Here is a 13,089-nt window from a genome sequence, read left to right on the forward strand (position 1 = left end):
GCGGGGCAGGGGACGGGCAGTGGAGGGGCCTTCGCGGAGCGCGGACCGGCCGTCGCGGCATCCGCGAACATCCCGTGAACGGCTTGATACGTATGCCCGATCTGCCCGGTCCAGGTACGAGGATTGGTCTTGACCAAGGTGGTGTGCCGCCCTATGGTCACAGAGATAGTGCAGGAACCTTTAATAAACAAAGGCGCGAAACCACGGCATCAGCTGCCGCCGGCACGACGGCGAATCGCGGCGCATGCGGCCAACGCAGGAGGAGTCAGGGTGGGGACGACGCAGCTGGAGACGGTGCCGGAGCCGAAGTACTGGCACCTCAAGACCGTGCTCAGCGAGGCGCTCGATCAGGACTTCGCGGTGGGCGAGGTCCTGCCGAACGAGCGCGAGCTCGCCGCCCGCTTCGGTGTCGCCCGGGCCACCCTCCGGCAGGCCCTGGAGCAGCTGGAGCTGGAGGGCCGGCTGCAGCGCCGCCGCGGCGTCGGCACCACCGTCGCCCCGCCGCGCGTCGGCGTGGACGTCGGCACCACCCGGCAGAGCTGGCCCGGAGAGACCGCCGACGGCTGGCAGCTGGTGACCGCCACCGAGGACGGGCCCGGCCCCGCCGTGGCCAAGCTGCTCGGGGTATCCGCCGACCTGCCCGTACACACCGTGCGCCGTACCCGGACCACCCACGGCCAGGCCGTCGCCGCCGAACTGCTGTACGCGCCCGCAGCCTCGGTGCCCGGACTGTCCGCCATCGACGCACCCTCCGGGCCGGCCCGCGCCCGCGCCGTGCTCCGCGAGCTCCAGCGCCTCGAACTGGAAGGCCAGGACCGGTCGGTGGAGCTCGGCTCGGCCCGCGCCGACGACGCCAGGGAACTGGACCGGCTGCCCGGTGCTCCCGTGCTCGTGGTCACCACCCGCTACATCGCCTCCGGCGGCACGGCGGCCGTCTCGGTGGCCACGTACCGCGCCGATACCTGCCGGCTCACCTTCGGCGACTCCGGCGACATGGAGATCCGGCACGAGGCGGAAGCCGAGCGCGTCGCCTCCTGAGGCGCCGGTGGGAGAGCCTGCACCCCGGCACAAGCGCCCACGCGGGCAACGGGCAACGGGCAGTGAGCAGCGGGTCAGGGCCACCGCCGTCGGGCGGTGGCCTTCGCCGTACGAGGAGGCAAGGGCCGCCGCAGCCGGTCAGCGCCGGCGGGCCGTCACCGACTTCTCCACCGCGAACAGCTCCTCCTCGGCCTGGTCGAGGGCCAGCCGCAGCGCACCCGTCGCCACCGCCGCCTCACCCAGCATCGACAACGTCACCCGGGGCGGCCGCAGGCAGTACCGGGCGAGCTCCCGGCGGAGCGGATCCAGCACGTCGTCCAGGCCGGCCGCCCAGCCGCCGACCACCACCAGCTCCGGATCCATGGCCAGCACCAGCGCGGCCACATCGTGCACCAGGCGCTGCACGAACCGGTCCAGCGCCGCCACCGCCCGCTCCTCGCCGCGCCGCGCCCTCGCGAAGACCTCCGCGACGGCCTGCTCGTCCAGCGGGTGCAGCGGCTCCCCCGTGGTGGACAGCAGCTTCTCCGGCGAGACCTCCCGCCCCAGCAGGTGCAGCGCGCCGATCTCGCCGGCCGCCCCGCCGAAACCCCGGTGCAGGCGGCCGCCGATCAGCGAACCGGCACCCGGGCTGAGTCCCGCCATCACGAACACGATGTCGTCCGTGTCCCGCGCGGAGCCCTTCCAGTGCTCACCGACCGCCGCCGCGTTCGCGTCGTTCTCCACCTGCACCGGACAGCGGAACGAGCGCCGCAGCCGGTCCCCGAGCGGCAGCCCGGTCCACCCCGGCAGCGCCGTGCCCAGCCGTACCGTGCCGTCCGCCTCCACGATCCCCGGACTCGCGACCCCCACCGCGCGCAGCGAGTCCCGGGGTACCCCGGCCCGGCGCAGCAGGTCGGCGACCGTGGCCCGGACCTTCTCCAGCCGGTCGTCGGCGGACGCCGTCTCGGACACCTCCTTGGTGCCCGCCCCGATCACCCGCCCGTCCAGCCCGGACAGCAGTGCGGCGATCCGGTGCGAACCGATCTCGATGCCCAGCAGATGGCCGGCCTCCGCCCGGAACCGGAACCGGCGGGCCGGCCGGCCCTGCCGGCGCGCCCCCTCCTCGACCGCGGCCTCGACGACCAGCCCGGTACCGATCAGTCCCTCCACGACCCCCTCCACGGTCGGCCGGGACAAACCGGTCACCCGGGTCAGGTCCGTGAGGGTGGGCGCTTCGGCCGCGCGCAGCGCGCGCAGCACCACGGCGGAGTTGATCCGTCTGAGCAGAGAGGGATCCCCGCCGGTCAGCTGCCCCAACGTGTGTCCTCCCAGCTAGCGCGCCTGTCAGCCGGATCGTACTGCGCCCCCGCGGGGACGGCGAGAACGAGGGGGGCGGAACTGCGGTGTTGTGGCTGGGTGTGAGTGCGCTCTGGTGTGTATGAGTGAGTGCCGCGTCCGTGGCGGTGGATTGGCGCCGAGTGGGAACGAGGGTTCTCGCATCGAATGTGTGGCCTTTCGTGCGCGGTGATCGTTGGGTGGGGGACGGGTTCTTCGATACCGGGGTGGGTGACGGGGTGGTGGGTGGGCTGCGGGAGTTGTCGCCGCCGTTCGTCGCGCCCAGGCCCACGGGCGTCGCGGCACGGACCCGGCTGAAGGGCCTGACGCCGCGGGACGAGGAGGTCCTGGCCCGGGTCGGCGCGCATCTGGGCTCGCTGGCCTCGAAGGACCTCGCCACTCGTTGCCGTGACGGTCTGGAGCACTCCGCTGATACGTGGGCGGTCCGGAAGCGGGAGCTGACGGCGGTGTCGTCGTCCCGGTGGGCGGGCAGCATCACGAAGGCCACGCATGATCAGTGGGAGCTGGCCCGGCGTGGCCAGGCGCACATCCAGAACCTGGAAGCCGGTGTCCGGACCATCCGGCACCGCCTGTCCCAGCCGGTCGGCGGGAAGGGCGGCAAGCGGGCGCCGGGCGGTTACCGCACCCGGCAGGCCCGCGGACGCCCCCGCTCAGGCCGGAGCGACGAACCCCGACTCGTACGCCGCGATCACCGCCTGCGTCCGGTCCCGCGCGCCCAGCTTCGCCAGCACCGCGCTGACATGGGACTTCACCGTCTCGGTGCCGACGAACATCTCGCCCGCGATCTCCGCGTTGGTGAGCCCCCGCGCCATCAGCCGCAGCACCGCCTCCTCGCGCTCGGTCAGCGCGGCCTTCGCCAACTTGGCCCGCGCCTTGCTGTTCCCGTACTCCGAGGCCATCGACCGGACCGCCGTCGGGAACAGCAGCGAATCCCCCTCCGCGACCAGCCGCACCGCGTGCACGATCTCCGCGGGCCGGGCCCGCTTGAGCAGGAAGCCGTCCGCGCCCGCCCGCAGCGCCCGGTACACGTACTCGTCGTTCTCGAACGTCGTCACCACCAGGATCTTCGGCGGTTCGTCGATGCTCTTCAGCACCGCCTTCGTCGCCTCGATCCCGTCCAGCAGCGGCATCCGCACGTCCATGGCCACCACGTCCGGCCGCAACTGCCGGACCAACGGGATCACGGCCGCACCGTCGGCGGCCTCACCCACCACCTCGATGTCGGGCTGGGCATCGAGCACGGCGCGCAGACCCGCGCGCACCAGGGGCTCGTCATCGACGAGGAGTACGGTGACCGGCATCCCCTCAGCGTATGTGCTCCAGCGGAAGCCGTGCCCGCACCCGCCAGCCTCCCTCGTACGGACCGGAGTCCGCGGATCCGCCCAGCAGAGCGGCCCGCTCACGCATCCCCCGCAGTCCGCTCCCGCTGCCCCCGCCGGACGTCTCCTGGTCGTCCGGCAGCGAATTCGTCACCTCCAGCTCCAGCCGGTCCCCGCTCACGTCCACCCGTACCCGGACCGGCACCGGCCCGCAGTGCCGCAACACGTTCGTGAGCGCCTCCTGCAGGATCCGGTACGCCTCCCGGGTGACCGGCCCCGGCAACGACTCCAGCGGGCCGGACAGTTCGGCCTCCACGCGGGCGCCGGAGGCCCGGGTCGACTCCAGCAGCCGGTCCGCGTCGGCGAGCGTCGGACGCTGCGAGGGCCGGGGGCCGGAGTCCCGCAGCACCGCCAGCACCCGCTCCAGGTCCTCCAGAGCGGCCCGGCCCGTCTCCTCGATGGCGGCCAGCGCCCGCTCGGTGAACGCCGGGTCCCCCGCCGCCCGCGCGGCCCCGGCCTGCACCACCGCCACCGTCAGCGCATGGCCGATCGTGTCGTGCAGCTCGCGCGCGATCCTGGTGCGCTCCAGCAGCTGCTCCGTCCGCTCCTCCAGCACGGACAGCCGCTCCGCCGCCGACGGCCCCAGCAGCCGGGTCGCGACGGCCGTGATCAGCTCGCCCAGCAGGAACACCGTCACGAGCAGCAGGATCAGGGGCAGGGGCACGAGCACGGCTGCCAGCCAGCGCGGCGGTACCAGCGGCAGCATCACGTCCCCCTGTACGGGATACCCGAACGCCGTCGTGAGCAGCTCGACGGTGAACCCCGGCAGCCACACGGTGGCGAACATGGCCACGAACGCCAGCACCAGCCGTATCTCCAGCCACAGCACGGTCCGCCAGCGGTCGCCCCAGCGCGTGGAGGCCACCGTCGATATGACGTTCTCCTCCGAGCCGCGGTCATAGGGGGTGAGCAGGAATTGTGCCTGCAACCCCTCGGCCGTCCGCATCCACGGGATCAGACCGAACGGGGCGATGATCAGAACCGGTGCCCACGGGACCTCGGGCTCTATGAACATCCACACCGCGACCAGCAGCACGGGTACGCACAGGTGCAACCAGCGCGAGTACGTGAGCGGTTGGAGCGGGGCTCTGATCAGTCGGTACATGCCCCCATCGTGACAGCCGCGCGATCACGGCCGTCTCCCCCGCACGGGGGAGACGATCCCCCCGCACGGGGGAGGAACGGGGGTGGGTCGGCAGCCAACCTGGATCCATGAACGCAGCGACGAACAGCATCGAGATCCGCCGGCTGACGAAGGAGTACGGCACCACCCGCGCCGTGGACGACCTTTCCTTCGACGTGCTGCCCGGCCGGGTCACCGGCTTCCTCGGCCCCAACGGCGCGGGCAAGTCCACCACCATGAGGCTGCTCCTCGGCCTGGACAGGGCGACCTCCGGCACCGCCACCATCGGCGGTCACCGGTTCAGCGAATTCACGGAGCCCCTGCGCCACGTCGGTGCGCTGCTGGACGCCCAGGCGGCACACGGAGGCCGGAGGGCGCGGGACCACCTGCTCGCGCTGGCGGCGGCCAACCGGATCCCGGCACGGAGGGTCGACGAGGTCATCGAGCAGGCGGGCATCACGACAGCCGCCCGACGCCGGATCAAGACCTTCTCCTTGGGCATGCGCCAGCGGCTCGGCATCGCGGCCGCTCTGCTCGGAGACCCGGGCGTGCTGCTGCTGGACGAGCCCACCAACGGACTCGACCCGGAGGGGATCATCTGGATCCGTGGACTGATGCGTGATCTGGCCGCCGAGGGGCGGACGGTGCTGGTCTCCAGCCATCTGATGTCGGAGACGGCCTCTTTCGTGGACCATCTCGTGGTGCTGGGACAGGGGAGATTGCTCGCAGATACGTCGATGAAGGAATTCATCGACGAGCGCAGCACCGCCAGGGTCCGGTTGCGCACCTCCGACCCGATACGCCTGCGGGCAACCCTGGCCCGGGACGGCATGGAGCTGGTCGAGGACGCAGAGGGCCGCTGGACGGTCGACGGGGTGAAGGCCGAGCAGATCGGCTCGCTCGCCGCCCGCGAGGGCATCCCGATGTTCGAACTCTCCGACGAGCGAGCCTCGCTGGAGCAGGCCTACCTCGACCTCACGGCCGATCACACCGAGTTCGCCGCCACCCGCTGACCACCACCGGAGGTTCTCCCGCCATGTCCACCCTCGGCTTCCTGCCCACCCGTCCTGTTCTGCACGGCGAATGGATCAAGATCCGCTCCCTGCGGAGCGCCGTGGGCACGCTGATCGCCATCCTCGTTGCCACCGCCGGCATCCAAACCCTGACGGCCGCCGCCATCGGCACGGCGGAAGCGGGCAGCATGGGGGACGACCCGCTGCTCGCGGCCTACTACGGCCTCAACTTCGGCCAGATAGCGGCCATTGCCTTCGGGGCAACCGCCTTCGCCGCCGAGTTCCACAACGGCGCCCTGCGGATCACCCTCACCACGGTCCCGGACCGTACCCGCTTCTACCTTTCGAAGATCGCGATGATCGGCGGCCTGGCCTTCGTGGTGGGCCAGATCACCGCCCTCGCCACCTTCCTGGGCGGGCAGGCGTACATGGGGCCCTACACCCTCGCGCTGACCGATCCGGGCGCCGTGCGGTCGGTCATCGGCTGCGGCTTCTACCTGACCCTCCTGACGCTGTTCGCCGCCGGGCTGACGGCCGTCACGCGCAGCAGTGCCGCCGTGCTGAGCCTCCTCATACCCTTCTTCCTGCTGGTGTCCTTCGTCATCGCGGCGAAGGCGAGTGACCTGGCGCAGTTCCTGCCGGACCGGGCCGGCCAGGTGATCCTGCGGAGCGAGCCGAACGGTGTCCTGGGCCCGTGGACGGGCCTGGGAGTGATGGCGCTGTGGACGCTCGCCGCACTGGTCGGCGGCTGGCTGGCGGTGCGCCGACGGGACGCCTGACCATATGACGGACGGCCAGTTGTCAGTGGCCGCCGGAATACTGACGGCATGACCACGGCAGAGCATCTCGAGACGATCGACCGGCTCCGGACGTGCGGCTTTCCCGAGGTCCGGGGCAGGTCCGGGCGGGTCACCAGCGGGCCCGGGTACCACCTCGCCGAGCTGGGCGGGAGCCGCTGGTACGGGGACGAGGACCCGGCCGACCGGATCGAGGGGGAGGAACAGCTGTCCGCCGAATACGGTGCGCTCGCCCATGCCCTGACGGGCCGCTGGGGAGAGCCCCACCTGGTGTGGACGCGAGGGCTGCTGGAGCGGGCCGGTGCGGGGGACCGGCTCGCCGAGCCCTGGGGGGAGCTGAGCGGTGCCACCGACCACCTTCACCTGTGGAAGGTGGCCGACCGGTGGGTGGCGGTCTACGCCGCCCAGTGGGGCGCGGACCACTCCCCGCAGCTGATGGCCGCGGTCACGGTGATCGACCCGCCCTGAGGCCGGGCCCGGAAGGGAGCGGACCTCAGGCCGGGTCGCCGGCCTCGGCGGCGGCGCGAAGGCGGGCGTACTCCTGGGCCATGGTGTCCGCGGTCCAGTGGGCGTTGAGGCCGCTGGGGTTGGGCAGGGCCCAGACGCGGGTGGACCCGATGGTGCGGGTCTGCTCGCCGATGCCGGCGCGGCGGTCGCCGAAGGCCGTGCGGTAGGCGGTGACGCCGACCACCGCGAGCCAGTGCGGGCGCAGTTCCTCCACTTTCGCGGTGAGGATCCGACCGCCCTCGCGGAGTTCTTCGGCGGTCAGCTCGTCGGCACGGGCGGTGGCCCGGGCGACCACGTTGGTCAGGCCGAGGCGGTAGGCGAGCAGTTCCTCCTGCTCGGCGGGGATGAGCCTGCGGGGGGTGAAGCCGGACAGGTGGAGGACGGGCCAGAAGCGGTTGCCGGGGCGGGCGAAGTGGTGGCCCGTCGCGGCGGAGAGGAGGCCGGGGTTGATCCCGCAGAACAGCACACGCAGACCGCCCGCGACCACGTCCGGGAGGACGCGGTCACGGGCGGCGTTCAGCTCGTCGGGGGTCAGAGGATCGACCCCGGCGTGTACCCGGCGGCCTCCGGGTGCTGCTTGGCGATCTCCTCGATGCGGGAGACCACCACGGCCACCTGGTCGCCCGCAGCCCCGGTGAAGGACAGCTTGTCGGCCATCAGGGCGTCGAGCGCGGCGCGGTCCAGCGGGATCCGCTCGTCGGCGGCCAGCTTGTCCAGCAGCTCGTTGCGCTCCGCGCCCTGCTCGCGCATGGCGAGGGCGGAGGCCACCGCGTGCTCCTTGATGACCTCGTGCGCCACCTCGCGGCCCACACCGGCGCGCACGGCACCCATCAGCACCTTGGTGGTGGCCAGGAACGGCAGGTAGCGGTCCAGCTCGCGGGCGACCACGGCGGGGAAGGCGCCGAACTCGTCGAGCACCGTCAGGAAGGTCTCCAGCAGGCCGTCGAAGGCGAAGAAGGCGTCCGGCAGGGCCACGCGGCGCACCACGGAGCAGGAGACGTCGCCCTCGTTCCACTGGTCGCCGGCCAGCTCGGCGGTCATCGAGGCGTAGCCGCGCAGGATGACCATCAGGCCGTTCACGCGCTCGCAGGAGCGGGTGTTCATCTTGTGCGGCATCGCGGAGGAGCCGACCTGGCCGGGCTTGAAGCCCTCGGTGACGAGCTCGTGGCCGGCCATGAGCCGGACGGTCTTGGCGACCGAGGAGGGGGCGGCGGCCAGCTGGACCAGAGCGCTGAGCACGTCGTAGTCCAGCGAGCGGGGGTAGACCTGGCCGACCGAGGTGAAGGCGTGCGCGAAGCCGAGGTGGCCGGCGATGCGCTGCTCCAGCTCGGCGAGCTTGGCGGCGTCCCCGCCGAGCAGGTCCAGCATGTCCTGGGCGGTGCCGACGGGGCCCTTGATGCCGCGCAGCGGGTAGCGGCCGAGCAGGTCCTCCAGGCGGCCGTAGGCGACGAGCAGCTCGTCGGCGGCGGTCGCGAAGCGCTTGCCCAGGGTGGTGGCCTGCGCCGCCACGTTGTGCGAGCGGCCGGCCATGACCAGCTCGGCGTACTCGCCGGACAGCTTGCCGAGCCGGGAGAGGACGGCGACCGTTCGGTTGCGGACCAGCTCCAGGGAGAGGCGGATCTGGAGCTGCTCGACGTTCTCGGTGAGGTCCCGGGAGGTCATGCCCTTGTGGACGTGCTCGTGGCCGGCGAGGGCGTTGAACTCCTCGATCCGGGCCTTCACGTCGTGGCGGGTGACCTTCTCGCGCTCGGCGATGGAGGCCAGGTCGACCTGCTCCAGAACCCGCTCGTAGTCGGCCAGGGCGGCGTCCGGGACCTCGATGCCGAGGTCCTTCTGGGCGCGCAGCACGGCGAGCCAGAGCCGCCGCTCCAGGGTCACCTTGTACTCGGGGGACCACAGGACGGCGAGCTCCGGGGAAGCGTAGCGGCCGGCCAGGACATTGGGGATGCGGGGCTTGGCAGTCACGTGAAGGGATTCTAGCCCTTGCCGGGTTGTGCGTTTACGCAGGTCCGGGCCCTGCCCCGGGTTGTGGGTTGCTACGAGTACGGGAGCAGCTCGGGGCGCTTGGCGGGTCGGCCGTCCCCGGAGGAGCGGCCGGTCAGACGGCGGCCGACCCAGGGGAGCAGGTGCTGCCGGGCGAAGCGTAGGTCATCGGTCCGCCGGGCCGCCCACCGGGGCGGCCGGGCGGGCGGGAGTTCCGCGCGCCAGTCCTCGGCCGGGGGCAGGCCCAGGGCCTGCCAGACCGCCTCGGCCACCCGGCGGTGGCCCTCGGCGGTCAGGTGCAGCCGGTCCACGGCCCACAGCCGGGGATCGCCGAGCACGGGCGCCCCGTACAGGTCGGCCACCACGGCGCGGTGCCGGGCCGCGAGCTCCTCGAGGATCCCGAAGAGCTCCTCCATCCGCGGGCGGAACCGTTCCATCACCGGGCCGTTGCGGCCGGGGGAGCGCATGAGCACCAGCTGCCGGCACGTCGGGGCCAGGCGTTCCACGGCCTCCTCCAGATGGCCCCGGACCCGGCCCATGTCCACCCGGGGGCGCAGCGCGTCGTTCAGCCCGCCCACCAGGGTGACCACATCGGCCTTCATCGTGGCCGCGGGTTCCACCTGGTCCTCGACGATCTGCCCGATCAGCTTGCCGCGCACCGCGAGGTTCGCGTACCGGAAGTCCGGTTCGCGGGCCGCCAGACGGGCGGCGAGCAGATCCGCCCAGCCCCGGTAGGAGCCGTCGGGCAGCTCGTCCGACATGCCCTCGGTGAAGGAGTCGCCTAGCGCGACGAAACTGGTGTAGGACGCATTCATCTCCATGGCGGTGCGATGTTACCGCGCGGTCGGTCGGTTCACGGAGTCTTGCCGAACAGCTCGCGCAGCACGTCCTCCATCGTCACCAGGCCGGCCATCGCCCCGTCCGCGTCGAGCACCGCCGCCAGGTGCGTGCTGGTCCGCCGCATCGCGGTCAGCACGTCGTCCAGGGGGGTGTCCGCGCGGATCCGGGCGATCGGCCGGACGGCCGACGCCGGGAACGGCTCCTCCCGCGACGGCGCGTCCAGGGCGTCCTTCACGTGCAGGTACCCGAGGATCATCCGCCGCTCGTCGACCACCGGGAACCGCGAGTACCCGGAGGCGGCGGACAGCTGTTCCAGCTCCTCGGGGGTGATCCCCGGCCGGGCCCGGACCACCCGGTCCGCCGGCAGCACCACATCGGTGACCGGCCGGCGCCCCAGCTCCAGCGCGTCGTGCAGCCGCTCGCTCGCCCGGTCGTCGATCAGCCCCGCCTCGCTGGAGTCCCGGACGATCCGCGCCAGCTCGTCGTCCGAGAAGGTGGCCGAGACCTCGCCCTTCGCCTCGACCCGCAGCAGCTTCAGCAGGACGTTGGCGAAGGCGTTGACCGCGAAGATCACCGGCCGCAGCGCCCGGGTCAGCGCCACCAGCGGCGGACCCAGGGCCAGCGCAGTGCGGACCGGCTCGGCCAGGGCCACGTTCTTCGGCACCATCTCCCCGAACAGCATGTGCAGGTACGTCGCCAGCGCCAGCGCCACCACGAAGGAAATGACGTGGGTCAGCCCGTGCGGCACTCCCACGAGGTCCAGCAGCGGACTCAGCAGGTGGGCGATGGCCGGCTCGGCCACGATGCCCAGCACCAGGGTGCACAGGGTGATGCCCAGCTGGGCCGCCGCCATCAGCGCGGAGACGTGCTCCAGGCCCCACAGCACGCTCCCGGCCCGCCGGTCCTCGCGCTCCGCGTACGGCTCGATCTGGCTGCGCCGCACCGAGATCATCGCGAACTCCGCCCCGACGAAGAAGGCGTTGACCACCAGCGTCGCCAGGCCGATCAGCAGCTGGACCGCGGTCATCGTGCCCCCTCCCGCCCCCCGGCGGGCTCCGGCGGCCCGTGCAGCAGCACCCGGGCCGCCCGCCGCCCGGTGGCGTCGACCACGTCGATCCGCCAGCCGTCGAGGTCCAGGCTGTCGCCGGCGGCGGGGATCCGTCCCAGCAGGGTCGCTATCAGCCCGGCCAGCGTCTCGTACGGCCCGTCCGGCACCCGCAGTCCGATCCGCTCCAGCTGGTCGGTGCGCGCCGCACCGTCCGCCGAGTACAGCCGGCGCCCTTCGGCGTCCGTCCCGGCCGCGGCCAGGTCCGGGGTCTCGTGCGGGTCGTGCTCGTCGCGCACCTCGCCGACCACTTCCTCCACGATGTCCTCCAGGGTGACCACCCCCGCCGTGCCGCCGTACTCGTCGATGACCACGGCCATCGTCTGCCGCCCCGACAGCCGGTCCAGCAGCCGGTCCACGGTCAGCGACTCGGGCACCAGCAATGGCGCGCGGAGCAGTCGGGAGACCGGGTACCCGTGCCGTTCGGCGGCCGGCAGGGCCAGTACGTCCTTGATGTGCACGGTGCCGACCACCGAGTCCAGGCTGCCCCGGTAGACCGGGAAGCGGGACAGGCCGGTGGCCATGGTCGCGTTCGCCACGTCCTCCGCCGTGGTCTGCAGGTCCAGCGCGGTCACCTGCACCCGCGGGGTCATCACGTTCTCCGCGGTCAGGTCGCCGAGGTTCAGGGTGCGGACGAACAGCTCGGCGGTGTCCTTCTCCAGCGCCCCCTGCCTGGCCGAGTGCCGGGCCAGCGCCACCAGCTCCTGCGGGGTCCGGGCGGAGGCCAGCTCCTCGGCCGGCTCCAGGCCGAACCGCCGCACCATGTGGTTCGCCGTGGTGTTCAGGTGGCCGATCAGCGGCCGGAAGACACGGCTGAACGCCCGCTGCATGGTCGCCACCCGCCTGGCCACGGCCAGCGGGGAGGAGATCGCCCAGTTCTTCGGCACCAGCTCGCCGACCACCATCAGCACCACGGTCGACACGGCCGTGCCCAGCACCAGGGCGGTCGAGGACGCCACGGCCGGGGAGAGGCCCACGGCCTCGAACGGACCCTGGAGCAGCGCCGCGATCGAAGGCTTGGCGATCATGCCGATGATCAGGCCGGTCACCGTGATGCCGAGCTGGGCCCCGGACAGCTGGAAGGTCAGGCTCTTGACGGCCGACAGGGCGCTCTCCGCGCCCCGCTCACCCCGTTCGACAGCACGTTCGAGTTCGCTGCGCTCGACCGTGGTCAGGGAGAACTCGGCCGCGACGAAGACACCGCAGGCCACGCAGAGCAGCAGCGCCACGATCAGCAGAAGCACTTCGGTCATCGGTCCACCTCCATCCCATGATCAACCAGGACGAGGAGAGACGCGCGGCGGGACGCACCGCGGCGGGACGTCCCGCACGGCGATCCCTCGCCGACCCCCGGGTGCGGCGGTCGCGGGCGCGGCGGTCTCGGGGAACGGAATCCGCTGGCGGGTCCGGCGCCGTGCGTGCTTGGCTGCCGGGCATGATCGAACCGAAACTCCGGTCCGCCGTGCCGGCCGATGCCGAGAACGTCCTCGCCTTCTGGAAGGAAGCCGCCGAAGGCACCTCCATCACGGACGACGTGGCCGGAGTGACCGCCCTCGTCACCCGGGACCCCGAAGCCCTGATCCTCGCCGAGGCGGACGGCCGGATCGTCGGCTCGGTCATCGCCGGCTACGACGGCTGGCGCTGCTCCCTCTACCGCCTGGCAGTCCTCCCCGCGCACCGCCGCCGGGGCATCGCCACCCGCCTCCTCGACGCCGCCGAGCAGCGCTTCCTCGCGGTCGGCGGCCGCCGCGGCGACGCCATGGTGCTGGAGGCCAACGCACGCGCCCAGCACGCCTGGGCCGCCGCCGGCTACCACCGCGAGGACCACTGGCGCCGCTGGGTCAAGCCGTTCCCTGCTGCCGGGGGGGCACGGCCCGAGCGAATGATCGAATGACCAGATGGCCGCACCGGGCCCGGCGTACCGGGGGTCGGCCCCCCGAGGGGCGAAGCTCCCGTGCGCGATCGCCTC

At 72.6% G+C, this 13,089-nt stretch carries 13 protein-coding genes and 1 pseudogene; 6 read left to right on the forward strand and 8 right to left on the reverse strand.

Annotated elements, in window-relative coordinates; translation table 11 throughout:
* Nucleotides 1-270 precede the first annotated feature (270 nt).
* Complete coding sequence (locus AC067U_RS17985) at nucleotides 271-1,038, forward strand: GntR family transcriptional regulator (RefSeq protein WP_478830684.1); 768 nt, start codon at nucleotides 271-273, stop codon at nucleotides 1,036-1,038.
* A gap of 138 nt (nucleotides 1,039-1,176) precedes the next feature.
* Here the strand turns inward: AC067U_RS17985 and AC067U_RS17990 are convergent, their stop codons facing one another.
* Complete coding sequence (locus AC067U_RS17990) at nucleotides 1,177-2,334, reverse strand: ROK family transcriptional regulator (RefSeq protein WP_478830685.1); 1,158 nt, start codon at nucleotides 2,332-2,334, stop codon at nucleotides 1,177-1,179.
* 260 nt (nucleotides 2,335-2,594) lie between these two features.
* Here AC067U_RS17990 and AC067U_RS17995 point away from each other — a divergent pair.
* Nucleotides 2,595-3,122 (forward strand): annotated as a pseudogene (locus AC067U_RS17995) (IS200/IS605 family accessory protein TnpB-related protein); the annotation flags it as partial.
* Here AC067U_RS17995 and AC067U_RS18000 read toward each other — a convergent pair.
* Nucleotides 3,024-3,674, reverse strand: coding sequence for a response regulator transcription factor (locus AC067U_RS18000; RefSeq protein ID WP_478830686.1), 651 nt, complete (start codon nucleotides 3,672-3,674; stop codon nucleotides 3,024-3,026). The pseudogene AC067U_RS17995 and the gene AC067U_RS18000 sit on opposite strands and share 99 nt — an antisense overlap.
* A gap of 4 nt (nucleotides 3,675-3,678) precedes the next feature.
* Nucleotides 3,679-4,857 carry a sensor histidine kinase gene (locus AC067U_RS18005; RefSeq protein WP_478830687.1) on the reverse strand — a complete coding sequence of 393 codons (1,179 nt, stop codon included), beginning with the start codon at nucleotides 4,855-4,857 and terminating at the stop codon, nucleotides 3,679-3,681.
* Nucleotides 4,858-4,964: 107 nt separating this feature from the next.
* On the opposite strand from AC067U_RS18005, the gene AC067U_RS18010 reads away from it, so the two are divergent.
* Genes AC067U_RS18010 through AC067U_RS18020 form a run of 3 tightly spaced genes read left to right on the forward strand, consistent with a single transcriptional unit; the run spans nucleotide 4,965 to nucleotide 7,153 of the window.
* The gene (locus AC067U_RS18010) at nucleotides 4,965-5,888 is read left to right on the forward strand and encodes an ABC transporter ATP-binding protein (protein WP_478830688.1); all 924 of its coding nucleotides are present in this window, start codon (nucleotides 4,965-4,967) and stop codon (nucleotides 5,886-5,888) included.
* A 23-nt stretch (nucleotides 5,889-5,911) separates the two neighbouring features.
* A complete protein-coding gene (locus AC067U_RS18015; RefSeq protein ID WP_478830689.1) occupies nucleotides 5,912-6,667 on the forward strand; it encodes an ABC transporter permease in 756 nt (251 codons plus the stop codon).
* 48 nt (nucleotides 6,668-6,715) lie between these two features.
* Nucleotides 6,716-7,153: a hypothetical protein gene (locus AC067U_RS18020; protein ID WP_478830690.1), complete on the forward strand. Its 438-nt coding sequence runs from the start codon at nucleotides 6,716-6,718 to the stop codon at nucleotides 7,151-7,153.
* Nucleotides 7,154-7,178: 25 nt separating this feature from the next.
* Here AC067U_RS18020 and mug read toward each other — a convergent pair whose 3' ends face one another.
* The 5 genes from mug to AC067U_RS18045 form a co-directional block, all read right to left on the reverse strand.
* Nucleotides 7,179-7,727 (reverse strand): G/U mismatch-specific DNA glycosylase, encoded by a 549-nt coding sequence (gene mug / locus AC067U_RS18025; RefSeq protein WP_478830917.1) that lies wholly within the window; start codon nucleotides 7,725-7,727, stop codon nucleotides 7,179-7,181.
* Nucleotides 7,724-9,157, reverse strand: a complete 1,434-nt coding sequence (purB, locus tag AC067U_RS18030) for an adenylosuccinate lyase (RefSeq protein ID WP_478830691.1) — start codon at nucleotides 9,155-9,157, stop codon at nucleotides 7,724-7,726. Before purB ends, mug begins: the two co-directional genes overlap by 4 nt.
* Nucleotides 9,158-9,228: 71 nt before the next feature.
* Nucleotides 9,229-9,996, reverse strand: a complete 768-nt coding sequence (locus AC067U_RS18035; protein ID WP_478830692.1) for an SGNH/GDSL hydrolase family protein — start codon at nucleotides 9,994-9,996, stop codon at nucleotides 9,229-9,231.
* A 32-nt stretch (nucleotides 9,997-10,028) separates the two neighbouring features.
* Nucleotides 10,029-11,042: a hemolysin family protein gene (locus tag AC067U_RS18040; RefSeq protein WP_478830693.1), complete on the reverse strand. Its 1,014-nt coding sequence runs from the start codon at nucleotides 11,040-11,042 to the stop codon at nucleotides 10,029-10,031.
* Nucleotides 11,039-12,373, reverse strand: a complete 1,335-nt coding sequence (locus tag AC067U_RS18045) for a hemolysin family protein (RefSeq protein WP_478830694.1) — start codon at nucleotides 12,371-12,373, stop codon at nucleotides 11,039-11,041. The genes AC067U_RS18040 and AC067U_RS18045 overlap by 4 nt, the downstream gene beginning before the upstream one ends.
* A gap of 182 nt (nucleotides 12,374-12,555) precedes the next feature.
* Between AC067U_RS18045 and AC067U_RS18050 the strand changes: the two genes are divergently transcribed.
* Nucleotides 12,556-13,014 (forward strand): GNAT family N-acetyltransferase, encoded by a 459-nt coding sequence (locus AC067U_RS18050; protein WP_478830695.1) that lies wholly within the window; start codon nucleotides 12,556-12,558, stop codon nucleotides 13,012-13,014.
* The last annotated feature ends 75 nt before the right edge of the window (nucleotides 13,015-13,089 follow it).

It is taken from the genome of Streptomyces sp. NPDC043853, assembly GCF_056436025.1.

Coding starts and splice junctions, on each gene's coding strand:
- AC067U_RS18015 (WP_478830689.1), top strand. CDS start 5,912: ATGTCCACCCTCGGCTTCCTGCCCACCCGTCCTGTTCTGCACGGCGAA.
- AC067U_RS18000 (WP_478830686.1), bottom strand. CDS start 3,674: ATGCCGGTCACCGTACTCCTCGTCGATGACGAGCCCCTGGTGCGCGCG.
- AC067U_RS18035 (WP_478830692.1), bottom strand. CDS start 9,996: ATGGAGATGAATGCGTCCTACACCAGTTTCGTCGCGCTAGGCGACTCC.
- AC067U_RS18005 (WP_478830687.1), bottom strand. CDS start 4,857: ATGTACCGACTGATCAGAGCCCCGCTCCAACCGCTCACGTACTCGCGC.
- AC067U_RS18020 (WP_478830690.1), top strand. CDS start 6,716: ATGACCACGGCAGAGCATCTCGAGACGATCGACCGGCTCCGGACGTGC.
- AC067U_RS18040 (WP_478830693.1), bottom strand. CDS start 11,042: ATGACCGCGGTCCAGCTGCTGATCGGCCTGGCGACGCTGGTGGTCAAC.
- AC067U_RS18045 (WP_478830694.1), bottom strand. CDS start 12,373: ATGACCGAAGTGCTTCTGCTGATCGTGGCGCTGCTGCTCTGCGTGGCC.
- AC067U_RS18010 (WP_478830688.1), top strand. CDS start 4,965: ATGAACGCAGCGACGAACAGCATCGAGATCCGCCGGCTGACGAAGGAG.
- AC067U_RS18050 (WP_478830695.1), top strand. CDS start 12,556: ATGATCGAACCGAAACTCCGGTCCGCCGTGCCGGCCGATGCCGAGAAC.